We start from the raw sequence: 22,087 nt of genomic DNA, 5'->3' as shown, positions 1-22,087 counted from the left end.
GCATTTATTAAAAATGAAATAAATACTGCATTTTAAGTTTACAAATGCAGAGAATCCGATTTAAAAAATAATTAGCAAAAATGACACTGTTTTAATTGTTTTACACTAATTTTAAGCCGCAAAAAAAAGTTGCGTTATTCTTATAAACCCCAAATTTACAAGACTTTAACTGTAATGTTTTTATTATTGATTTATAAAACTAAAATGTATGGTACTTTGTTTTAAAAGGCTTTATTTATTGTTGTTTTTATTTGTATCAATTGGTTTGCAGGCGCAAACGGAAAGTACAAAACTGCTTATTTCTTCTTCAATTCACAATTCACATGCTTCTCTCATTTTTAATGCTGTTGTAAGCAATTCTGTCAAGAACTTTTTGCTTGCAAGTAATGAAATACAGGATACACAATTGTTTATTATCGTTACTTTTTTGTCACTTTTGATCTTGATTTCGGGGCTTTTATTTCAAACTTACAGAAGTTTAAGCGCACAACGTTTATTAAACAGCAAACAAGAAGAAATCAATTCTCAAAGAATAGACAGTTTGCTAAAAGAACAGGAATTAAATTTGATTAAAGCCTGGATTAATGGCCAGGAAAAAGAACGTGAGCATATTTCGCAGGAAATATACAATACGATCGGCAAAAATTTGGCTGCTGTAAAACTCCAGCTAAATCATCTGAATAATAGTAATTTAAAAAACATTACGAAGATTAATCTGCAACTGGAAGAAACTTACAAACTAGTACGAAACTTATCTAATTCTTTGGTTCCCAAGAAATTTAGTCCTGACAAGTTTTGCGAAGTTTTAGAAACATATATCATCAATTTAAGTGCGGCGAGCCAATTAAAAATATCGTTTCTTACTTTTCCGAAAAAAGACATTAATACTATTAATGAACTTATTCAAATGGAAGTTTTTAAAATAGTTCACGAGCTTTTAAACCATACAATAAAATATGCAAAAGCTTCACAAATCGAAATTCAGCTCAATCTTGTTGACAACTGTTTAAGCCTTTTATTTAAGGATAACGGAACTGAATTTCATACTAAAAATTATATTCTGGGATTTGGTTATATTAATTTAGAAACCCGAATTCATAATTTAAAAGGTTCTTTTCTGATTGACTCTAAACCCAAATCAGGAACTGTTATTGAAATAGAAATTCCGACTTTAATTGAAACATCAAATTCAAAAAATAAATTTAAAACCGTAAAAGGTATCAATTTAAAGAACCAACTGGATGAATTGAATAGCAGGCTTTAAATAAGACAATAATATTACTTAACAAGATGCACTTCATATATTTTTGAAGTGCATCTTTTTTTATAACAACCTGTAAATTATGAAATTATGAAGCATTTTTGTGTAAATATTTAAAAATCATAGCGGTTAAATTTGTAATATTAATTATTTAAACCTTATTATTATGAATACTTCAAATCACAAAACCAGCAGCACTACAGGTGCAAAAATGTCGGACAAAAAATCTGATATGAAATCTACTACTTCGAAAAGCAATGCAAAGTCTGCAACAGACAAAAAAGCGAATTCTAAAAAAAATTAATTTCATAAAAATAGTATTATGGAAATAGAAAAAAGAGAAGATTACGGTCGTCGCGACCGTAATTTTCATAATTCAGAGAACGTTACAATTAGCGCCAGAGAACGAAGCATACAAGAGTTAGGATATTGGGACCTGGAAGATGATTTGAGTATTTATAGCCAAACAGATAGCCATCACCCAAGATTTGCTAAAAACCCTGATGAAGAAGAAAAAATCATCAATCAGGACGATGCTATTACGAATGATGAAAATCAGGAAGAAGCTGACCAAAAGCTTGAGGATTATTATGATGAAGAAGAAAATGATATTTATGAAGAAGAGGAAGAAGAAGACTTGTTTAGAGATGCAGATTTATCAGGAAATGGCAAATTTAGAGTTGAATAAAACTTTACTTCAAAAAACATAAAAAAACCGTTAGCAAAAACTAACGGTTTTTTGTTTTTATACAACTTCTTAAAGCTGAGTCTCTTCATAGACCAAATTTGCGACTGCATCTACGGCCTGTGCGATAATTTGTTCCGGATTTCCATCGAATTTAAATCTTTTTGCTATTTCTTTATCCGGAAAAATAATATCTACAAAAATAGTTCCAACGGGCTTTGAGGGAGTTTCGCTTCCTCCTGGACTTGCTAACCCTGTTAAGGCCACACAAATATCCGAAGTAACAAAACGATGGAAATTCTGCGCCATTAATTTTGTTACAATGGCAGATTCCGCTGTGTGTTGTTCAATAGTTCCCTTTGGTATCAAAAGTAAATCTTCTTTCATCGATACATGATAACAAACCAGGCCTCCAATTAAGATTTGTCCTGAATTAATAACTGTAGAAAATTCATTACACAGTTTTCCTCCCGATGCGCTTTCTACAAAACTTATCGTCCATTTTTTCTCTATTAGTGCCTGGCAGCACTGTATTACTTTTTCACTTGGCATATTATTGAGTCATTTAAAAGTTATTACATGTCAAAATAATTTAGTTTCGGTTTACTGTAAATTACAAATTCGCTTCTCTTTCCCAAAAACGGTGGTTGGCCAATGCATTAATAAAAGAAGCCGATAGATATTCATCGCCTATTTGATCGCTTACCAAAATACCAACATCTCTAATAGGTTTTTCTGAATCATTATTATTAACAAACGGAAGTATCTCTATTCCCTGACCTTCGGCGGCAATAAACTTGCAATGTTTGTAAGCATCGGTAAGAAATTCTTTGACATCGCCATTGTTTTTTAGATCCAGAATTCCTTTTCCGGCAGGTACAAACACGGCATCAAAAAGTACAGAAGCTGCCGTTAGGTAACTTTGATCAACCGGAATTTCCGAATCATCTTCAGAAACTATGGATCCTAAATGCGGCGCTATAATTTTTACAACCGCCCCGGCCTTTTTTAAAGCTGCTTTCATATTGTTTACTGATGCCGCATTTACGCCATCTGCACATAAAAAAGCGATTTGTCTTGTTACAATAGAATCTTTACCGGTTTCACTTTTTAAAATACTTAAGGAATCTGAAGTTTCTGTTGGTCTTTTTACAAAAGTCGGCTCGTGTTTATTAGGATCGGCATCTGCTCCTACTCCATGATTAATAGGTTTTTCGAGTTCTTTTGGTACTTTTAAACCTAAACATTTCGATACTTTGCTTACCAAAATAGGATCTACTCTTGATAATAAACCAAGCATTCTTTCTCTAATGGCTACTGTTTCTACTTTTCCTAATTCAAAAGTCAAAGCTTTAATAATATGTTCTTGTTCTGTATCGGTCTGGCTTTGGTAAAAAAGCGTTGCCTGGCTAAAATGATCTGAAAAACTGGCACTTCTGTCGCGAACTTTATGCGCATCGATTCGCTCATTAAAACTTGCAAATCCTCCTTCGTCTATTTTTGCCTGAAACGGACATCCGCCTCCTAATGAATTTGGGTGATAACTCACTCTGCCCGTTGCAATTTCCTGACGCATATGTCCGTCACGCTGATTATTGTGCATTGGTGCAATAGTACGGTTAATGGGAATTTCATGAAAATTAGGGCTTCCTAATCTTGATAATTGCGTATCTGTATAAGAAAATAAACGTCCCTGTAATAAAGGATCATTTGTAAAATCAATTCCGGGAACAACATGTCCGGGATGAAAAGCAACCTGTTCTGTCTCTGCAAAGAAATTATCAGGATTTTTATTTAATGTCATTTTACCAATAATTGTTAACGGAACAATTTCTTCGGGAACTAATTTTGTGGGATCCAGTAAATCAAAATCAAAAATATGTTCGTCTTTTTCCGGAATAATCTGCACTCCTAATTCCCATTCAGGGAAATTTCCAGATTCTATGGCTTCCCATAAATCCTGTTTATGAAAATCAGAGTTTTTACCGGATATTTTTTGTGCTTCATCCCATAAAACACTATGGGTTCCTAATTTTGGTTTCCAATGAAATTTTATAAAATGAGATTCGTTTTTATCATTTACAAATCTAAAAGTGTGTACGCCAAAACCTTCCATCATTCGCAGGCTTCTTGGTATTGCGCGATCGCTCATTACCCACATAATCATGTGCATGGATTCTGGCATTAGCGAAATAAAATCCCAAAAAGTATCGTGTGCAGAGGCCGCCTGGGGAATTTCGTTATGCGGTTCGGGTTTTACGGCATGAATTAAATCGGGAAACTTCATGGCATCCTGAATAAAAAATACAGGCATATTATTTCCTACCAAATCAAAAATTCCTTCCTGTGTATAAAATTTTACGGCAAATCCGCGAACATCACGTGCCAAATCTGTAGAACCTCTTGATCCCGCTACTGTAGAAAATCGAACAAAAACCGGTGTTTTAATACTCGTATCGTTTAAAAAACCCGCCTTAGTATATTTGTCTAATGGTTTGTAAAGTTCAAAATAACCGTGTGCTGCAGAGCCTCTGGCATGTACAATACGTTCTGGAATGCGTTCATGGTCAAAATTGGTGATTTTTTCTCTTAGAATAAAATCTTCTAATAAGGATGGACCTCTTTCACCGGCTTTGGCAGAATTATTATTGTCATTTATTTTAACCCCTTGGTTTGTGGTAAGAAACTGATTTTCGGCATTTGATTTATTGATATCCAGATCTCTTTCCTTATCATTTGGATGATCCTGGTTTGGCGTGGAATTTTTCATTTTAAATGGGTTTTATATTTTTAAGTAGTATCGTGATTTGATCTGATTCATTTGGCCAAATGACAGTTGATCGTTCAACAAAAGTAATTTACAAACAAAACCAAGCCATTACATGATTGTTTACAAAGCTTACAATATTTAAACATTTGATAATCAAACAATAATTTCTTTATTTTCTATAAAGTATGAATTGAATAAAATAAAGATCAACTGTTAATTATGAAAATACAATTGATTTTTCTGTAAGAAGTAAAAGTGATTTCGATAGTAGCTTTGTAAAGAACATTTTTACAGACCTGAATTAACATTCTTCACTGATTATGAGAAATCTTTATCAATTAAAACAATTTCAAATTTTACTTGCTATGAAAAATGAAAACAATAAAAATTACGGACAGGTTGAACGTAATTTTCACCACGACGATACTATTACAGAGACACATAATGATGCTTCGGTAAAAGATTTATTTGATAACGATAAACATAAATATCAGGAAGATGATCTTCAATATAAAGAAGATGACCTTCAATATAAAGATGAAGAGCTGCATGATGTAAATCATGAAACAAATGATTTTAACCGAAATGAAAATATTCCGAATGAGGAACGTGTGATTGATGAAGACGACTTGTCTACAAACGATAATCCGGAACGCAACGAAGAAAATCTGGATCAGGAAATTGAAAAGGATGGAGATCTTGACAACAACGAAAATGAAAAACTAGAAGAAAATGACGAACATTTTCACGAAATCCATCCGCGCGAATAACATAATGCCAAAAAAATTGTAAACTGTAAGCCGTTATATTTAAATATGTAACGGCTTTTTGGTATGCGGAATTCTGTAAAATTAACAGAAAACTATATAAAGGCAAAAAACAGGACGAATTGTAACTTTAAAAGATTGATTTCATACAAGTTAATCTAAAACATACAAACATGGATATTACAACTCAAATTGTCTGGCTTTTTATTCTTGCCATTCCCATATCATGCATTGCGTGGACTGTAACTCATGAAGAAATTTTTAAGGAACCACGAGAATGGTGTGTAAAACGTTCTCAAAATGGCCGCACAATCTTAGTTAGAAAAGCCTTTTATCTTTTTACCTGCGAATATTGTTTTAGTCATTATGTCACTATATTTTTTATTGCTTTATGTGATTATAAACTTTTAATCGACGATTGGCGCGGTTATATTATTGCCGGTTTTGCATTGGTTTTTGTTGCCAATGTTTATATGAGTCTTTTTGGTTTATTGAGACAGGCAATTAAGAAAGAAAAAGTCGAAATCAAACAAATTGAAACGTCTGAAGAAGAACATAAAATCCTGTTTTAAAGACCTGAACATAGAAATTATGTAACGATCTGAAAAAATTATGTAAACCCGGAGTTATTGCCACTTATATTTTTGTTTTAATCCTTAAAAATAAACCCATAAAAATCAAACAAAATGAAACATTTAAACTTAAAACTTATCTTTTTTATTATTGCTATTTCGTTTCTAAACATCTATTGCAGCGGTTATTGTGACGACGAAGATCTAAGAAGGGACCAAAACCAAAACAAAAACAAAAAAGAAGCCGCAATAATAAAACATCAGGATTCTTTAAACCTGGATATTGATTAAATAAAAAGCCTGTAAATATACAGGCTTTTTCATCTTCAGTTTTTCATTATGGTTTCTTTTTTGTATCAGTTCCTGTTCCTACGCCGCCATCACTTCCTGAACCAGTTCCATATCCGGGTTTTGTGGTATCTCTGGGTATTGTAGAATTGGGAGTAGAAGGACTTGTTGTTTTAGACTTATCTGTATGCTCCTTATGGGCAGGATCATTTTTATAAGTCGTTGTACTCTTTTTATTCGTCTTTTGTACGGTAGTAGTATCTGTCGTACTTTTAGATTGCTTTTTTTTCTGGGTATCTTGTGCCATAGCTGCACTTCCTAGAAACATAATCATTGCACATGTTAAAAATAAATTTTTCATAATATAGATTTTACAATTAATAATTTGATTATAAACTATTTACATTTTGTAATTAAGCTTACATGTACAAATTTTATAAAGAATTATAACTCCTGCTTATATTTTAAAGTTTTCATTTTTATAAGATTTCCACTTCATGCATTCCTTTTTTAATTGTAAAAGGATTCATACCTTTATCATATTAATACATATGTTTTTATGAATATTCCTGATAATACACGCCCAAAAAAAACAACTCAGGATTTTCCCGTAGTTGGTATAGGAGCCTCAGCCGGAGGTTTGGATGCCTTTAAAAAAGTACTTAAAACCATACCCGAAAATTCCGGAATGGCTTATGTTATTGTACAGCATTTATCATCGGATTATCCTAGTAATTTAACCGAAATATTAGCCCAGCACTCTAAAATACCGGTTCATGAGATTGTTAATGACATTAACCTGGCTCCCAATCATATTTATATTATCCCGGAAAGCAATAATTTAATTGCCGAAGACGGAGTTTTAAAACTCTACAAAAGAACACGCAGTGATAAAACAAATAAAAGCATTGATATCTTTTTTGAATCGCTTGCGCAGGTACATAAAAGTTTTGCCATTGGGGTAATACTTTCCGGAACCGCTTTTGACGGTACGATTGGGTTAAAAAAAATAAAAGAATTTGGCGGAGTAACAATTGCGCAGGAGCCTGAAACTGCTGCTTTTAAAGGAATGCCGCAAAGTGCCATAGATGCCGATGTGATCGATTACATACTTGCTCCTGAACAAATTGCTTCCCAATTAATCGAAATTCGCAAAAGTTATATTACCAATCATGCTTACAGCGAGCAAGAACATATTCCAAAAGAGGAAGAAGACATTCTCAATCAAATTATAAATCTGGTGTTTTTAAGAACCGGAAATGATTTTCGTCATTACAAACAGCCTACAATAAGAAGACGTATTGCCCGCAGAATGGTTATTTTAAGAAGAGAAACCATGCAGGATTATTACAATATTCTTCGAAATGATAAAAACGAACAGGATGCGCTTTTTAACGATTTCCTGATTCCGGTTACGTATTTTTTCAGAGACGAAAAATACTTTGAGACCTTGCCTACTCTGGTATTTCCTCAGCTAATCAATAATATTGTAAACAATAATTTAAGGATCTGGGTGGCAGGATGTGCTTCTGGAGAAGAAGCGTATTCATTGGCGATCTGTCTTCATGAATACTTATCTCAAAACAACCTTAAAGAAGTCAGAGTTCAGATTTTTGCTTCGGATATTTCCGAAAAATGCATTGCAAAAGCCAGAGCAGCCTTATATACGCCCCAGGATGTACAGCAAATTTCTGAAATGAGACTGCACAATTATTTTACAAAAAGAGATGGGCATTATCATATCAATAAGGTAATTCGTGATATGTGCATTTTTGCTGTTCACAATTTTATAAAAGATCCGCCTTTTGCCAGAATCGATTTGGTTTCATGCCGAAATGTTTTAATATATTTTGATCCGTTTTTACAAAATAAAGTATTGAGTTCTTTTCATTATTCCTTAAAAGAAAAAGGTTTTTTATTTCTTGGAAAATCAGAGACCGCAAACAATGCTGCAAATTTATTTGAAAATGTAGGCAAACATGAAAAAATATACACACGTAAATTTGCTCCCGGACGTTATGTACCTGAAGTATTTAAGCCTGCACATATTACTGCGCGCGAAAAAACGACGAACCACGACGTAAAAAATGTCCCGGAAACCGATTTTAAAAAAATAGCTTCAGATATTTTATTTTCAAAATACACGCCGGCAAGTGTTATCATAAACGAGCATTCAGAAATTGTTCATTTTCATGGAGATACAAGTCCGTTTTTATTGCCTTCTCCGGGAAAACCGAATTTTAATATTCTAAAAATGGCACGTGAAGGCATTAGCTTTGAACTTCGTAATGCACTTTTGAAAGTAAAAAAAGAAAAGGAAAACCTCATAAAAGAAAATATCAAAGTTAAGGATCAGGATTATCTGGCTTCTTTTGAGATACTTACGCTTCCTTATGATGATTTGCATTTGATGGTTCTTTTTCATAAAAAACCTGTTCCGGAAATTGACAATGATGCAAAATTAAGTTCAAGTACATCTGATAAGCAACGAATTAAGGAACTGGAAAAAGAGCTTAATCAGATGCGCGAAGACATTAAACGCGTTACCGAAGAACAACAGACTGCTTTTGAAGAACTGCAGACTACAAACGAAGAATTATTAAGCAGTACCGAAGAACTTCAGGCAATGAATGAAGAACTGGAGACTTCTACAGAAGAACTTCAGTCGAATAATGAAGAATTAATGTGTGTAAATGATGAACTTATGGATCGTCAGGAACAGCTTATTTCGACACGCAATTATTCTGAATCGATTGTAAAAACAATTCGCGAGCCTTTGCTTATTATCGATAAGGATTTTATTATAAAAAGTGCCAATCCTGCTTTTTACAAATATTTTCAAACAACAGAAGCAGAAACCGAGGATCATTCCTTTTTTGAAATTGGAGACTGTCAATGGGATATTCCTGAATTTAAAGAACTTATCTTTACAATGCTGGAAGAAAAAAACATTATTGAAGATTATAAGGTTGATACCTTTTGTTCGGGAATTGGCAAAAAAGTATTGATGGTAAATGCCCGTAAGATTATAAATTCAAAACCAGAAGGAATGATTCTTTTGGCACTCGAAGATATTACAGATTTAAGTGTCACAAATGAATTACTCAAAACTAAAAATGAAGAATTAGAAAGATATAACAAACAGTTAGAATTGTTTACCTCTGCTGCAAGTCATGATTTACAGGAACCGCTGCGAAAAATTAATATGTTCTGCAAAAGAGTTTTTGATACGGAAAAGAACTTATCCGAAAGCGGCAGACATAATTTAGAACGCGTTTTGTTTTCGGTAAACAATATGAGTCAGTTAATTACCGATTTGATCAATTATTCGAGAATTAATTTTATTGAAAAAGAATTTAAAAAGACCGATATAAACTTACTTTTAAAGAAAACAATTAATGATATGAAAGATGTAATTGCAGAGAAAAATGCGATTGTCATCACAGATCCAATTCCGCAATTGACTGTTATTCCTTATCAAATACAGCAGTTGTTTACCAATTTAATTTCAAATTCAATTAAATATACCAAAGAAAATGTTGTTCCTGAAATAAAAATAATTTCGCAACAGCCTACAAATGAAGAAATAACCGAAGCCGGAGGAAATCTCCAGACACATTATGTCAAGATTTGTGTTATGGATAACGGAATTGGTATTGCTGAAAATTATGAAACTAAAATTTTTGAACCTTTTTACAGATTGCATAATAGCGATCAATACAGCGGCAGCGGTCTTGGACTGACTTTGGTACAAAAAATTGTCAACAATCATCACGGCTTTATAAAAGTTTCAAGTAAGGCTAACGAAGGAACAAACATGATTATTTATCTTCCTTTCAATTAATTCAAACACTATTTAAGAACATAAAAAAAGCGGTAAACATAATTTACCGCTTTTTTGTTTCTAATTTGCTACATCTTTCTGGCCTTTACTTTTGCCATATTGGGTTATAGATTCAGTTTTACTCCAATATTCGACTATAGTACGAATAACTTCTTTGAATTTTTCGTACGTATAAGGATTTACAACGTAACTTTGTGTTGGTACTGAATGTACATCAAGCACAAAACACTGATTAAATACAGTTGTAAAAAACAAACAGGGACAATTTAATTCTATACTCAGATTTTTGTACGGAATATGAGCTGTTTGTTTATCATCCATATGAAGCAGTACAATATCTGCAAAAATTAAAAATGCTGAAACATCATGTGTTGTCAGATAATTATAAGCATCATTCCCCGAATTAAAGCATAAAATTTTATTAGAAATTTCTAATTCAGAGAAAATTTGTGTAAATAATTTACGATCTCCCTGATTATTTTCTATAAGTACAATAGGTCCCTTTTGGTTCATAATAGTTCTTTTTTAGTTATAAAATAAGATCGAAAAAACATCATAATTACTGCCTTATTTTGGTGGCAGAAATCTTTAAACAAAGATTTTAAATTTTATGAAATTTAACATTACAAAATAATTTTGAAAAATTATATAATTTTCATCGCGTAGTTTATACAAAATATTCCTACATTGTAGTAATTAAATTTATTTAGATTTATACACAAATTCTCAGCAACTACAACTGTTACCCTGATAATTATATAATTAGAAAATTAAATTCTATAAAGAAAAAAGAAGCTTGCGGGCTTAAATTTGGAATTACTAGAAATTTAAATCGAAAACGTCATGGTCGAAAAGAATTACGATCCGGATAATGACAATTGTCCTGAAAAAGATACTGTAGAGAATCTCTTAAAATCAAAAATGGATTCTGATAAAAACAGCCAAATGGAAAAAGAATTAATACATGATACTCCAAATCGAATTTTAAAAGAAAAGAACGATTTGAAACATATAGAAAATTCAGACGATACTAAAAGATAGAAAGATTTAGAAAAATAAAATCTGATGAAATAACCAGTCAGACCTTTTACAAATGTTAAATTAAAAAAACAAAAAATCATGGAAAATTTAAATTTCATTAATCCATTACTACACGGAATTATTCCTGAAGAATTAGAAAACAAAGCGCTAAGTTTTTCTACTAAACAATTGGTATGTGCAGGTGTAGGAACATTAATTGCCGGTGCTGTTTTAAAAAAAGCAGGCCACCAAAAAACCGGGGCAATGATCGCCGGTCTTGCTTTACCTATTCTGGCAACTGCGATTTATAAAAAGATCAAAAAATCGTCTGACGAAAAAGCTAATTCGGGATATACTGATGCTGATAATGTAAATGAACATGCATAATATAAATTTTGTACTTCCGGGTTTCACTTTTGTTTTTGGTTTTTTAAAATTAAATAGCAGAATGACAGCTGGGAAGTACATTTTTTTTTACAGACTTAAAAAAAACAGACTATGAACCCATAAATACTTTATATATGTCACTTTCCAAATACAACCAAAAACGTAATTTCAAGCAAACCGAGGAGCCTGAAGGCAAAATTGGCAAATCTGAAAAAGACCTCATTTTTGTGGTTCAAAAACATGCAGCTTCGCATTTGCATTATGATTTTAGGCTGGAACTGGATGGTGTTCTTAAAAGTTGGGCCGTTCCCAAAGGTCCGTCTATGGATCCCGAAATAAAGCGACTTGCCATGATGGTCGAGGATCATCCATATGATTATAAGGATTTTGAAGGCTCAATTCCAGAAGGAAATTATGGTGCCGGAAATGTTATTGTTTGGGATAACGGAACTTATACTACTGCAGATGAAGATGCTGTTTCTGCCAGAAAAGCATTAAAAGCCGCATTGCACAAAGGCCATTTGAGTTTTGTTTTAAAAGGAAAAAAACTCAAAGGCGAATTTTCTTTGGTAAAACTTCACGGCAAACAAGAAAACGCCTGGCTTTTGATTAAAAAAAAGGACAAATATGCCACGGATGATGACATTTTGAAGAAAAACAAATCAGTTATCTCCAATCAGACTTTAGAATCGTTAGAGAAAAAAACGGAAAGTGCTTCAAAAAAAAATGAGATTGAAGATGAAGATACCTCTGAAGAAACTACTCCCAGGAAAACCAAAACAGCAAAAACCAAAACAGACAAAAAAGAAACTATAGGCTTTTTGTCGCCCATGCTGGCCAATATTGTCGATAAACCTTTTGATGATCCTGACTGGGTTTTTGAAAATAAATATGACGGTTACCGCACTCTCGCTACTATTACACCAGATGAAGTGCATTTGTTTAGCCGAAACGAACTTTCGTTTGATAAAAACTTCAAACCTGTTTTAAAAGAACTTGAAAAAATAAAACATGAAGTCATTCTGGATGGCGAAGTCGTTGTTGAAAATGAGGCAGGAAAAGCCAGTTTTCAGCATCTTCAAAATTATCTTAAAACTGGCGAAGGAAATCTAAAATATTATGTTTTTGATATTTTAAATCTGGATGGTTTTTCTACTGTCAACTTAACCTTACTTGAGCGAAAAGAGCTTTTAAAAATGTTATTGGACAAATATTCTTTTTCGAATGTTTTTTACTCTGAACATACTATCGAAAACGGACTTAAAAGCTTAGAAATTGCCACAAATAACAATAGCGAAGGTATAATGGCCAAGAAAGCTAATGGCACTTATTTGATTGGAAAAAGAAGCAATAACTGGCTTAAAATAAAAATTGCACAGCAGGAAGAAGCTGTTATTATAGGAATTACTGAACCCAAAAATTCCCGCAGTTACTTTGGTGCCTTGCTTTTAGGACAATATTACGGCAAAAGACTTGAATATATTGGTAAATGCGGAACTGGATTTACAGAGGAAGTCCTGAAGGATTTATACACGAAATTTAAACCTCATTTTATAAAGGAATCTCCGGTTGTACAAAAAATAAAACTTCGGGATAAGATACAATGGTTAAAACCAAAATTTGTCTGCCAGGTTAAATTTACAGAATGGACGGATGATATGCGACTAAGACATCCCGTTTATCTGGGCTTGAGAGTGGATAAAAAAGCAAGTGAAGTTTTTTTGACTTCAAAAACCAAAACTTTAAATACGGAAGTTATGAAGACTAAAGAAAAACCAGAAACGGCTAAAAAAAAACCAGAAACGAGTAAAGAAAAGGATTATGATTTGAAGGTGGGTACAAAAACGCTCCATCTTACCAATCAAAACAAAATATATTTTCCTGAAAGCGGAATTACTAAAGGCGAAATTGTGCAATATTACAATGAAGTTGCTGATTTTATTTTGCCTTATTTAAAAGATCGTCCGCAGTCTATGAATCGATTTCCTAACGGAATTGATGCGCCAAGTTTTTATCAGAAAGATGTTGATGTAGATAAAATTCCGTCGTGGTTAAAAACCAAAAAAGTATACTCAGAATCCAACGATGAACATCTGGATTATTTGATTTGCAATGACAAAGCGACTTTGCTTTATATGGCAAATTTGGGCTGCATTGACATAAATCCATGGAATTCAACCATCAAACATATTGAAAATCCGGATTGGCTCGTAATCGATATTGATCCTTCAAAAGATAAATTTGAAGAAGTTGTACAAACTGCTTTAACCGTAAAAGAAGTTATGGACGAATTTGAAACCGAATGTTACTGCAAAACTTCGGGCGCTTCGGGCTTGCATGTATATATTCCGCTTGGCGCGAAATACGATTATGATTCGATTAAAATTTTCGCACAATTAGTGGCAACAGAAATTCAAAAACGAATTCCCGAAATTACTTCTCTGGAACGAAGCATCAAGAAAAGAAACAATAAAATTTATGTGGATTATCTGCAAAATCGCCGCGGACAAACTTTGGCCGCACCCTACTCTGTTCGCCCTGTGCCCGGAGCGCAGGTTTCAACGCCTTTAGAATGGAGCGAAGTAACTCCAAAATTGCATCCGTCTCAATTTACCATTAAAAATGTCTTGTCAAGATTTGAGAAAAAAGGTGATTTGTGGGCGCCTGTTTTAGGCAAAGGAGCGAATATCCAGAAAATTATTAAGAATTATGGGTTGGGAGTTAAAAGTTAGTTATGAATTGTCAATTATGAATTATGAGTTTTGAGTTTTGAATTATAGCTTGATGCGTTTGATTTTTAATTAAAATAAAAAAGAGACAAAAGTCTATATAAACTTTTGTTTCTTTTTTATATAATGACATTCAAACTCATAATTCATAACTCAAAACTTTTAAGACGATTTCTTATTTTCTAAACTTGCTTTCAGCATATCTAATAAATCGTCGCTTTGTTTGTGAACCACTTTGAGTTTTGGTGCTTTTACTTTTTTACCTTTTGCTTTATTTTTGATTATTTTGAGGAGCTTATCTGTATATTCATCTTTAAAATTGCTAATGTCGAACTTCTCAGTAAGCTGATCGATTAGTTTTTCGGCCATATCCATTTCTTTTGTTTTCTTTTTAGAAATTGCCGGAACTTTAAGTTCGTCTGTACTTCTGATTTCCTGCTCAAAGCGAATTCGGTTTAAAAGAATTATATTTTTGTACGGTCTTAAAATCGCCAGGCTTTCTTTATTCCTTAAAACAAAACTCGTCACTCCTACTTTTCCAGTAGATGCCAGTGCATCACGAAGTAAACCGTAGGCATTCATTGCTCCTTTATCAGGTTCAAGAAAATACGGCTGTTCATAATAAATGCTTTCTATTTCTTTTTCGTCAACAAAACTCTGAATATCAATAGTTTTTGTTTTAACGGCATCTGCAGCTTCAAAATCTTCATCTTCAACAATTACATATTTATCATCAATTTTGTAGCCTTTTACAATATTGGCAAAAGTGACTTCCTTGCCCGTTTTTTCGTTTACACGTTTGAATTTAATATTAGAATGATCTTTTGCATCCAGCATATCCATATCAAGCGAGCTCTCCTGCACGGCAGAAAACATCTTTATGGGAATATTGATTAACCCAAAACTAATCGAACCTGTCCATATTGACCTCATGTGTGTTTGTTTTTAAATTCCAAAAAATCTAAATTCCAAATTCCAATAAATAATAAATAAATTCCAAAAATCTTAAATTCCAAATTCCAAATTGAATTTGAGATTTGTAAGCAAAGCAGTTGGAATTTGGAATTTATTTTTTGCAATTTTATGTCTAAATGTTCCCTTCAACCCAATTTAAAGCTTTATTGAATTCCAGTTTTTTAAAGCCCTTAAACTCTCCCGGAACGATATAACTGAATCCGTTTGTAAAAGAAATAATCTCTTCAGAATCTGAAACAATAGCAGCTCTGTTCCATTTTCCCAAATGCTTAAGTCCGATCATGGCATCCTGAAGCCAGGCGCCAGCGGTAAAATTTTCAAGATCAGTATCTAAAACCAATAAAAAATTGATTTCGTTTAATTGCTTTACCAGTTTTTCTACAGCCGGAACAACCACTCTTTGAAAATCTTCTTTAGTAACTTCTGCTAATGCTCTAAAAGCAACAACATTATCTGTTGTATCAATTTGATGTATCATTTTTTCTTTAATTAAATTATGGTAATTTTTAATTCAGTCGAATTTTTTAATGCTGATTTTTTAAAGTTAATCAGGCATTTTTTACGTTGACTCAAATGTAAATCAGAGGCTTGTTTTTTCTCTTATATTTTATGAGTTAAATTTTACAGAATATCAATTTATGAATCTGATTTCGTGATCTTTTGCGCTAACTTTTGATTTTTTCAGGTCACCTTATTATTGAAAATGAGACTATTTTAGGAAGTTGATAAAGACCCAAAAAATAATTAATCATGGAAAAAGAAAAACCAAAGAAATTTCCCGAACAAAAGCAGAATTTGCCGGGAGATGAACATAAAATGCATCCTCAACCTGAAATTATCAGGGAGAATTATACCGGGAGCGGAAAACTGCTTGGAAAAGTTGCTTTTATAACCGGCGGTGACAGCGGTATTGGCCGAAGTGTTGCGGTACATTTTGCCAGAGAAGGTGCAGATGTTGCCATAGTTTATCTTAATGAAGATAAAGATGCTCTTGAAACCAAAGAGTTGATCGAAAAAGAAGGTCAGCAGTGTTTGATTATCAGTGGAGATTTAAAAGACGAGAAATTTTGTAAAGAGGCTGTAAAAAAGTGCCATACAAAATTTAAAAAAATTAATATTCTGGTAAATAATGCAGCTGTACAATTCCCTCAGGGCGAATTTAAAAAAATAACTTCGAAACAGCTTCACGAAACATTTGAAACTAATATTTACCCGTATTTCTATATCACAAACGCTGTACTGCCTCTTTTGCAGGAAGGTGATACGATTATCAACACGAGTTCGGTTACTGCATATCGCGGCAGCGAACATTTGGTTGATTACGCCAGTACAAAAGGTGCGATTGTAAGTTTTACAAGATCGTTAGCAACGATGTTGGCCAAAAAGAAAATACGCGTCAATGGCGTTGCACCAGGCCCAATCTGGACGCCTTTAATTGTTGCCAGCTTCGATAAAGTATCAGATTTTGGAAAAGATAATCCGATGGAACGAGCCGGTCAGCCCTCAGAAGTTGCGCCTGCCTATGTTTTTCTGGCCTGCGAAGACAGTAGTTATATTACAGGACAATTTATACATATTAATGGTGGGGAAATTGTGGCTTAGTTTTTTTGTCACGAATTTCTTTGTAACGTTTTGTTTGCCAAGAATTTCACTAATTTTCTCGAATTTTTATTTAAATATAAAAGCGGATATACTTAATTGGTATATCCGCTTTTTTTATTCTTTTCGATAAACCGGACAGGTTTTTAAAACCTTTCCGGTTTTAGACGTGACGTTATTTTGTTGGGCAATCGCCTTTATATTTTCCTTTGATATATTCTGTAATAGGTCTTAATGATCTTTTTGTTTCAGGATGTCTTCCGTTTCCATTTGAATTAAAAAAATCTGCTTTGTCTCCTGTTTTTGCATACCATACAATTGCTTCTCCATCTGGTTTAAAACAAGTTGTAGTATCACAAACTATTAACTTTTTGAAATTTAAAAGATTATCGTCTCTTAAAATTACCTCATTTAAATTTCCTTCCATTGGTTTATCACAGTATACCAATTCATAATGATTATCAGACCATTGCATGCAACCTTTTTTGAAGAAAAATAGACAAACAGCAGTTCCAATCATACAAAAAATAACTATCATAGCAATTATTGTTTTCTTAAGCTTCTTCGAAAATTTTTTAGAAAATTTATTTTTAAAATTTCCAATAAAACCTAGTTGATTATTAGCGATTAAAGCATCATCAAATATATTTTGATTTTCATCATAATTTTCTTTATAGTCTTCGTTCCCTTCATTTTCGTGTTCTTGCTCATTATCGGTATTGTTATCAAAAGCAAATGGAACTTTTGGAGCATCAATCGGTTTTTCCGGTAGAATAATTCCTGCTTCTCTAAATTTTTTAAAAGGTCTTGGTTGAAAATCAACTAGAATAGCAGCTAACTCAACGGCATATCTACTAGCCGTCTTTTTTTCTTCTTTTAAATAAAAAGAAGCAATAGTTCTAAACCTATCTGTTTCATCTCTAAGCTTTTTCTTTGTTACTCCATCTAATTCAAAACTAAAGGTGAAGAAAGAAAAAAAAGTGCTTGAGTCATCTTTATTCTCATTCTCTTTAAATCTTTCCCAGCATAAATCTCTAAGATTTGCTTGTGCTGTCGGATTGAAATGCTTAGCATATTCTCCATCTTTTTCAATCAAATATTTTGATCGTATAGCTTTTTCGTAATCTTTAAAAGTAATTTTTTGCATAAGCTTTCAGGAATTTTCAGGAATAATTAGGAATTTTTAAGAAAGTCAGGAAATGATGGGAATTCCCGGAATTCCTTATAAACACTGGCTTGTAAGCGTCGCATCTTTGCGATATCAAATTAGTTAAACGTTTTAATCTGCAGGTTAAAACAAATGTACAAAACTAGTTCTATTAACAAGTGCGGAAAACCGTAATGATCATTATCCGGGAAGTATAACACATTCTTTACGGTCGACCGCACTTCACTTCCCAAAGCAATTTGGTATTGCCTTAAAAAGATCTGGAAAAGTTCCGGACAGCAATACTCATGTCCAATTTTTAAAACTAAAAAACATGAAAAATTTATTTGTGATGGGTGCATTTGCACTATTAAGTACTACGTTATTTTCTTGCACAGCTGACGAATTTGAAACGGCTGAGACAAAAACTGAGATAAAAAAGGATTCTATTCCTGTTCAAGCAGACGCACCGCCTGATGGGCCTGGGGATGATCCAATTACTGTTAAACCACCAAAAAAATAACAGAATATTCTTTACAATATTTAATTATTGCTTAATTTCGGGGAAAGTAACTCTTATGCTACGGTCCCCGATTTTTTGTTTATTTATTTTTCTTCTTTTTGTTTCCTGCAAAGAACAAACAACCATATCTGTTCAACCAAATACTCACAAAAGTGAAGCCGTTTTTCTTCGAGAAAAAGCCATAAATCTCTATGAAAACAAAAATTTTAATAGCTCTTTTTATTATTTTAATAAATCAAAAATACTATTCGAATCTTTAAAAGACAGTGCTAATATTACTTTTAATCTTATTCAAATGGCTCAAATACAGCAAATAAATGGAGATTATTATGGAAGTAAAGAAACATTAACAGAGGCCTTACCTTACACAAAAAGTGATAATAATTATAATGCCGCAATCAATAATTTTTTCGGAATTGCAGATAAAGAGCTTTCTATTTATGATGACGCAGTATTTTATTACAAACAGGCTCTTAAAGATGCAACCGACTCTGTATCAAAACAATCTCCTTTAAATAATATTGCTGTTGTTTACATCAAACAAAACAAAATCGATAAAGCAATTTCTATTTTAGAATCTATTTTAAATAAAAAGGTTTTAAATGATAAAGATCCATCGATTATCAGAAGTAAATCGCGAGTTTTGGATAATCTGGGTTTCGCCTATTTTAAAAATGGAAATCCGGATAAAGGTCTGAAATTTATGAATGAGGGTCTGAAATTGCGAAATCAGTCTGAAGATTTTTATGGAAGCATAGAAAGCTATCTTCATTTAGCCGAATTTTACGCAAAAACCGATGTTAAAAAATCAAATCAAAACGCTCAGAATGCGTATCAAATTGCAACCAAATTTCATAGTATCGATGAACGTTTAAAAGCATTGTCTCTTTTAATTTCTAATGGTTCAGGTACACAATATGTCCAAAAATACATTTCCTTAAATGATAGTATTATTAAAATCAGAAACAATTTTAAAAACAAATTTGCCAAAATTAAATACGATTCTAAAAAGGAAAAAGACGAAAACCAGAAACTAAAATTAGAAAAGGCAGAGAATTTACTGGCGCTTCAGGAAGCAAAATACCAAAAGATAGTGGGTATAATTTTCCTTATTTTTCTGGGAATTGTAATTGTCGTCCTGGTACGATATTACAAAAATAAAAACAGAATTATACGAATAAAAACCGCTTATGATACCGAAACCAGAATTGCAAAAGATATTCATGATGAATTGGCAAATGATGTTTTTAACGCCATAACTTTTACACAAACACAACCCTTATCTGTAGAAAACACAAAAGAAACTTTGATTCAAAAACTGGATCATATTTATACGCGCGTTCGCGGAATTTCGAGAGAAAACAATGATATTGAAACTGGAGTAAATTATTCTGATAATTTAAAAGAAATGCTTTCTACCTATAACAGCAAATCGACAAACGTGATTATCAATAACATCGAAAAAGTAATTTGGAACGAAATCGACGAAATAAAAAAAGTAACCATTTACAGGGTTCTTCAGGAATTAATGGTAAACATGAAAAAACATAGCCACGCGCCGTTAGTTGCTTTAACTTTTGATAGCGATCAAAAATTTGTATTTATAAATTATGCCGATCGCGGAAAAGGTGCCGAAAAAAATAAAATTGTGAAAAATGGTCTACAAAATATGGAAAACCGTATTCTGGCCATAAAAGGAACTATTACTTTTGACACTGAACCTGATAAAGGTTTTAGAGTCAATATAAAACTGCCAAAATAAAAGCCCTATGTTTAAAAAAGTAATAATAGCTGAAGATCTTGATGCAATGAATTTAGGAATTCAGCAAGTCTTAAAAGATGTAAATATTGAAAATTTTCAGCATTCAAAATACTGTGATGAAGCTTTACTGAAAGTGCGAAAAGCAATTCAGGATAACGAACCTTTTGATTTATTAATCAGTGACCTTTCATTCAAAACAGATCATCGCGAACTAAAAATTGCTAATGGCGATGAATTGGTACAAAAAGTGCGCGAATTACAGCCTAATATTAAAATTATAGTCTATTCGGTAGAAGATAAAAGTTACCGTATCAAATCGCTTTTTGATAATGCGGGAGTTGATGCTTTTGTTCTAAAAGGCCTAAACAGTATTGAAGATCTAAAAAAGGCGATCAACTTACTGTATACTTCAAACGAAACCTTTATTTCTCAAGAAGTTGCTTTTGCTTTACAGGAAAAAAGCAATTACGAAATTGATGATATTGATATTCATATTCTAAAACAATTGTCTATAGGAACTCCGCAAGACGATATTTCGAATACGTTTAAAGAATTAAATTTTAAAACAACCAGCAAAAGCACAATCGAAAAAAGAATCGCTAAGCTTAAAGATTTCTTTAAAGCCAATAATACGACTCATCTCGTTTCAATTACAAAAGATATGGGGATTATTTAATAAAATCTATTAAAAAATAACAAAAACAATTATAATGAACATATTGTACATTGATGCCAATATTTTTCTAGGGTTCTATAACTCAAATAGACCTGAATTTAAAAAACTATTGGATTCCATAATAGAAGTTAAAGATAAAGTCTTTTTTACTGAACAATTCAAATATGAAATCGATAGAAACAAACTAAATGTTTTTAAACAATCAATCGATAATTATATAAAACAAGTATCAATAGTAAATACAATACTCCCAGAACATTTAGATAAAGATAATTCGTCTAAATTAATATCTTGGAATAGTTCAAGGAAAGAATTAGAAATACAAATTAAAAACTCTAACAATGAACTTCTGCAGATACTAAATGAAACACTTCAAAATGTTTCATCATCAGAAGATAACGTCTCTAAAGCATTGTCATTATTATACAATACATCCAAAAAGGCATCAATTGATAATTTAAATAAAGCAAGACTAAGAAAAGAAATTGGTAATCCACCCGGAAAAAAAAATGATCCATTAGGTGATCAATTATCTTGGGAAATGCTTTTAAATATAGTTCCAAATGTTAATCGCGTTTGGATAGTTTCAAAAGATCAAGATTATTATACCGAAAATAAAGATATATTATATTTAAATCCAATTTTAAAAAATGATCTCATTCAATTAAATCCAAATATAGAAATAAAAGTTTTTAATAAATTATCACAAGCATTAAGAGATTTTAATGATCTTGAATCAATAATATCAATTCCAAGTAAAAATGAACTAGAGCTCATTTCAATATCAGAATCTTTTGAACCAAATAATTATGATAACATGAGGGATTTTAGAATTATTAATGATCAAAGAGAAGATTTCAATATTGATGCAAAGGATATTGAAATACTTAAATTACTAGCAAATGGTAATAATACATCTGAAATAAAAGAAATACTGAACAACAAAGGGGAATATCTAAGTTTATCGGGCATTGAAAAAAAAGTTGCCAAGTTAAAGTTTTTTTTTGATGCAAATAATACAATTCATTTGGTTTCCATAACTAAAGATATGGGGATTATTTAAATCTCCATATTCGATCATT

Annotated in this window: 22 protein-coding genes; 15 read left to right on the top strand and 7 right to left on the bottom strand. The window is 32.2% G+C overall.

Going from position 1 to position 22,087, the window contains the following annotated elements; all coding sequences use genetic code 11:
* The first annotated feature begins 208 nt into the window (after positions 1 to 208).
* The 3 genes from BUE22_RS04225 to BUE22_RS04220 all read left to right on the top strand — a co-directional run bounded on the left by BUE22_RS04225 (position 209) and on the right by BUE22_RS04220 (position 1,949).
* Positions 209 to 1,264 (top strand): sensor histidine kinase, encoded by a 1,056-nt coding sequence (locus BUE22_RS04225; RefSeq protein ID WP_073393850.1) that lies wholly within the window; start codon positions 209 to 211, stop codon positions 1,262 to 1,264.
* 163 nt (positions 1,265 to 1,427) lie between these two features.
* Entirely contained in the window at positions 1,428 to 1,565 is a 138-nt protein-coding gene (locus BUE22_RS23670) for a hypothetical protein (RefSeq protein ID WP_159438459.1), read from the top strand.
* Between the two features lie 18 nt (positions 1,566 to 1,583).
* Positions 1,584 to 1,949, top strand: a complete 366-nt coding sequence (locus tag BUE22_RS04220; RefSeq protein WP_042564491.1) for a hypothetical protein — start codon at positions 1,584 to 1,586, stop codon at positions 1,947 to 1,949.
* A 69-nt stretch (positions 1,950 to 2,018) separates the two neighbouring features.
* Here BUE22_RS04220 and BUE22_RS04215 read toward each other — a convergent pair whose 3' ends face one another.
* Both BUE22_RS04215 and BUE22_RS04210 read right to left on the bottom strand, forming a co-directional pair.
* Complete coding sequence (locus tag BUE22_RS04215; RefSeq protein WP_073393849.1) at positions 2,019 to 2,498, bottom strand: CinA family protein; 480 nt, start codon at positions 2,496 to 2,498, stop codon at positions 2,019 to 2,021.
* A gap of 61 nt (positions 2,499 to 2,559) precedes the next feature.
* Positions 2,560 to 4,716: a catalase gene (locus BUE22_RS04210; RefSeq protein WP_073393848.1), complete on the bottom strand. Its 2,157-nt coding sequence runs from the start codon at positions 4,714 to 4,716 to the stop codon at positions 2,560 to 2,562.
* Positions 4,717 to 5,081: 365 nt separating this feature from the next.
* On the opposite strand from BUE22_RS04210, the gene BUE22_RS04205 reads away from it, so the two are divergent.
* From BUE22_RS04205 to BUE22_RS23665, 3 genes are all read left to right on the top strand, one after another.
* Positions 5,082 to 5,486 carry a hypothetical protein gene (locus BUE22_RS04205; protein WP_124020505.1) on the top strand — a complete coding sequence of 135 codons (405 nt, stop codon included), beginning with the start codon at positions 5,082 to 5,084 and terminating at the stop codon, positions 5,484 to 5,486.
* A 170-nt stretch (positions 5,487 to 5,656) separates the two neighbouring features.
* The gene (locus BUE22_RS04200) at positions 5,657 to 6,055 is read left to right on the top strand and encodes a hypothetical protein (protein ID WP_073393846.1); all 399 of its coding nucleotides are present in this window, start codon (positions 5,657 to 5,659) and stop codon (positions 6,053 to 6,055) included.
* 114 nt (positions 6,056 to 6,169) lie between these two features.
* Positions 6,170 to 6,346 carry a hypothetical protein gene (locus BUE22_RS23665; protein ID WP_159438458.1) on the top strand — a complete coding sequence of 59 codons (177 nt, stop codon included), beginning with the start codon at positions 6,170 to 6,172 and terminating at the stop codon, positions 6,344 to 6,346.
* Between the two features lie 46 nt (positions 6,347 to 6,392).
* Here the strand turns inward: BUE22_RS23665 and BUE22_RS04195 are convergent, their stop codons facing one another.
* A complete protein-coding gene (locus tag BUE22_RS04195) occupies positions 6,393 to 6,704 on the bottom strand; it encodes a hypothetical protein (protein ID WP_073393845.1) in 312 nt (103 codons plus the stop codon).
* A 198-nt stretch (positions 6,705 to 6,902) separates the two neighbouring features.
* On the opposite strand from BUE22_RS04195, the gene BUE22_RS04190 reads away from it, so the two are divergent.
* Complete coding sequence (locus BUE22_RS04190) at positions 6,903 to 10,187, top strand: CheR family methyltransferase (protein ID WP_073393844.1); 3,285 nt, start codon at positions 6,903 to 6,905, stop codon at positions 10,185 to 10,187.
* Between the two features lie 60 nt (positions 10,188 to 10,247).
* On the opposite strand, the gene BUE22_RS04185 is transcribed toward BUE22_RS04190, so the two are convergent.
* Positions 10,248 to 10,700, bottom strand: a complete 453-nt coding sequence (locus BUE22_RS04185; RefSeq protein ID WP_073393843.1) for a response regulator — start codon at positions 10,698 to 10,700, stop codon at positions 10,248 to 10,250.
* A gap of 330 nt (positions 10,701 to 11,030) precedes the next feature.
* Between BUE22_RS04185 and BUE22_RS04180 the strand changes: the two genes are divergently transcribed.
* From BUE22_RS04180 to ligD, 3 genes are all read left to right on the top strand, one after another.
* Positions 11,031 to 11,228, top strand: coding sequence for a hypothetical protein (locus BUE22_RS04180; RefSeq protein ID WP_073393842.1), 198 nt, complete (start codon positions 11,031 to 11,033; stop codon positions 11,226 to 11,228).
* 78 nt (positions 11,229 to 11,306) lie between these two features.
* Complete coding sequence (locus BUE22_RS04175) at positions 11,307 to 11,594, top strand: PrgI family protein (RefSeq protein WP_073393841.1); 288 nt, start codon at positions 11,307 to 11,309, stop codon at positions 11,592 to 11,594.
* A gap of 134 nt (positions 11,595 to 11,728) precedes the next feature.
* On the top strand, positions 11,729 to 14,326 hold the full coding sequence (gene ligD, locus BUE22_RS04170) for a DNA ligase D (RefSeq protein ID WP_073393840.1): 2,598 nt from the start codon (positions 11,729 to 11,731) through the stop codon (positions 14,324 to 14,326).
* 159 nt (positions 14,327 to 14,485) lie between these two features.
* Here ligD and ku read toward each other — a convergent pair whose 3' ends face one another.
* Both ku and BUE22_RS04160 read right to left on the bottom strand, forming a co-directional pair.
* On the bottom strand, positions 14,486 to 15,256 hold the full coding sequence (gene ku, locus BUE22_RS04165; protein WP_073393839.1) for a non-homologous end joining protein Ku: 771 nt from the start codon (positions 15,254 to 15,256) through the stop codon (positions 14,486 to 14,488).
* A gap of 154 nt (positions 15,257 to 15,410) precedes the next feature.
* Positions 15,411 to 15,776 carry a SpoIIAA family protein gene (locus BUE22_RS04160; RefSeq protein WP_042564480.1) on the bottom strand — a complete coding sequence of 122 codons (366 nt, stop codon included), beginning with the start codon at positions 15,774 to 15,776 and terminating at the stop codon, positions 15,411 to 15,413.
* Between the two features lie 272 nt (positions 15,777 to 16,048).
* On the opposite strand from BUE22_RS04160, the gene BUE22_RS04155 reads away from it, so the two are divergent.
* On the top strand, positions 16,049 to 16,900 hold the full coding sequence (locus BUE22_RS04155) for an SDR family oxidoreductase (protein WP_073393838.1): 852 nt from the start codon (positions 16,049 to 16,051) through the stop codon (positions 16,898 to 16,900).
* A gap of 172 nt (positions 16,901 to 17,072) precedes the next feature.
* Here BUE22_RS04155 and BUE22_RS04150 read toward each other — a convergent pair whose 3' ends face one another.
* Positions 17,073 to 18,044, bottom strand: a complete 972-nt coding sequence (locus BUE22_RS04150; RefSeq protein ID WP_073393837.1) for a hypothetical protein — start codon at positions 18,042 to 18,044, stop codon at positions 17,073 to 17,075.
* A gap of 334 nt (positions 18,045 to 18,378) precedes the next feature.
* Here BUE22_RS04150 and BUE22_RS04145 point away from each other — a divergent pair, with 334 nt between their 5' ends.
* The 4 genes from BUE22_RS04145 to BUE22_RS04130 all read left to right on the top strand — a co-directional run bounded on the left by BUE22_RS04145 (position 18,379) and on the right by BUE22_RS04130 (position 22,068).
* Positions 18,379 to 18,567, top strand: a complete 189-nt coding sequence (locus tag BUE22_RS04145) for a hypothetical protein (RefSeq protein ID WP_073393836.1) — start codon at positions 18,379 to 18,381, stop codon at positions 18,565 to 18,567.
* 295 nt (positions 18,568 to 18,862) lie between these two features.
* Positions 18,863 to 20,329 (top strand): tetratricopeptide repeat-containing sensor histidine kinase, encoded by a 1,467-nt coding sequence (locus BUE22_RS04140; protein ID WP_317043524.1) that lies wholly within the window; start codon positions 18,863 to 18,865, stop codon positions 20,327 to 20,329.
* 7 nt (positions 20,330 to 20,336) lie between these two features.
* Entirely contained in the window at positions 20,337 to 21,005 is a 669-nt protein-coding gene (locus BUE22_RS04135) for a response regulator transcription factor (RefSeq protein WP_073393834.1), read from the top strand.
* 34 nt (positions 21,006 to 21,039) lie between these two features.
* Positions 21,040 to 22,068, top strand: coding sequence for a PIN-like domain-containing protein (locus BUE22_RS04130; RefSeq protein WP_073393833.1), 1,029 nt, complete (start codon positions 21,040 to 21,042; stop codon positions 22,066 to 22,068).
* Positions 22,069 to 22,087: the final 19 nt, after the last annotated feature.

The sequence above is a fragment of the Flavobacterium pectinovorum genome (assembly GCF_900142715.1).
In the GTDB taxonomy this organism is placed as follows: domain Bacteria; phylum Bacteroidota; class Bacteroidia; order Flavobacteriales; family Flavobacteriaceae; genus Flavobacterium; species Flavobacterium pectinovorum.
This window is presented reverse-complemented; position numbering and strand designations above follow the sequence as displayed.

Coding starts and splice junctions, on each gene's coding strand:
- BUE22_RS04185 (WP_073393843.1), bottom strand. CDS start 10,700: ATGAACCAAAAGGGACCTATTGTACTTATAGAAAATAATCAGGGAGAT.
- BUE22_RS04225 (WP_073393850.1), top strand. CDS start 209: ATGGTACTTTGTTTTAAAAGGCTTTATTTATTGTTGTTTTTATTTGTA.
- BUE22_RS04175 (WP_073393841.1), top strand. CDS start 11,307: ATGGAAAATTTAAATTTCATTAATCCATTACTACACGGAATTATTCCT.
- ku (WP_073393839.1), bottom strand. CDS start 15,256: ATGAGGTCAATATGGACAGGTTCGATTAGTTTTGGGTTAATCAATATT.
- BUE22_RS23670 (WP_159438459.1), top strand. CDS start 1,428: ATGAATACTTCAAATCACAAAACCAGCAGCACTACAGGTGCAAAAATG.
- BUE22_RS04205 (WP_124020505.1), top strand. CDS start 5,082: ATGAAAAATGAAAACAATAAAAATTACGGACAGGTTGAACGTAATTTT.
- BUE22_RS04160 (WP_042564480.1), bottom strand. CDS start 15,776: ATGATACATCAAATTGATACAACAGATAATGTTGTTGCTTTTAGAGCA.
- BUE22_RS04195 (WP_073393845.1), bottom strand. CDS start 6,704: ATGAAAAATTTATTTTTAACATGTGCAATGATTATGTTTCTAGGAAGT.
- BUE22_RS04155 (WP_073393838.1), top strand. CDS start 16,049: ATGGAAAAAGAAAAACCAAAGAAATTTCCCGAACAAAAGCAGAATTTG.
- BUE22_RS04130 (WP_073393833.1), top strand. CDS start 21,040: ATGAACATATTGTACATTGATGCCAATATTTTTCTAGGGTTCTATAAC.
- BUE22_RS04190 (WP_073393844.1), top strand. CDS start 6,903: ATGAATATTCCTGATAATACACGCCCAAAAAAAACAACTCAGGATTTT.
- ligD (WP_073393840.1), top strand. CDS start 11,729: ATGTCACTTTCCAAATACAACCAAAAACGTAATTTCAAGCAAACCGAG.
- BUE22_RS04135 (WP_073393834.1), top strand. CDS start 20,337: ATGTTTAAAAAAGTAATAATAGCTGAAGATCTTGATGCAATGAATTTA.
- BUE22_RS04150 (WP_073393837.1), bottom strand. CDS start 18,044: ATGCAAAAAATTACTTTTAAAGATTACGAAAAAGCTATACGATCAAAA.
- BUE22_RS04220 (WP_042564491.1), top strand. CDS start 1,584: ATGGAAATAGAAAAAAGAGAAGATTACGGTCGTCGCGACCGTAATTTT.
- BUE22_RS04215 (WP_073393849.1), bottom strand. CDS start 2,498: ATGCCAAGTGAAAAAGTAATACAGTGCTGCCAGGCACTAATAGAGAAA.
- BUE22_RS04180 (WP_073393842.1), top strand. CDS start 11,031: ATGGTCGAAAAGAATTACGATCCGGATAATGACAATTGTCCTGAAAAA.
- BUE22_RS04140 (WP_317043524.1), top strand. CDS start 18,863: ATGGCTCAAATACAGCAAATAAATGGAGATTATTATGGAAGTAAAGAA.
- BUE22_RS04210 (WP_073393848.1), bottom strand. CDS start 4,716: ATGAAAAATTCCACGCCAAACCAGGATCATCCAAATGATAAGGAAAGA.
- BUE22_RS04145 (WP_073393836.1), top strand. CDS start 18,379: ATGAAAAATTTATTTGTGATGGGTGCATTTGCACTATTAAGTACTACG.
- BUE22_RS04200 (WP_073393846.1), top strand. CDS start 5,657: ATGGATATTACAACTCAAATTGTCTGGCTTTTTATTCTTGCCATTCCC.
- BUE22_RS23665 (WP_159438458.1), top strand. CDS start 6,170: ATGAAACATTTAAACTTAAAACTTATCTTTTTTATTATTGCTATTTCG.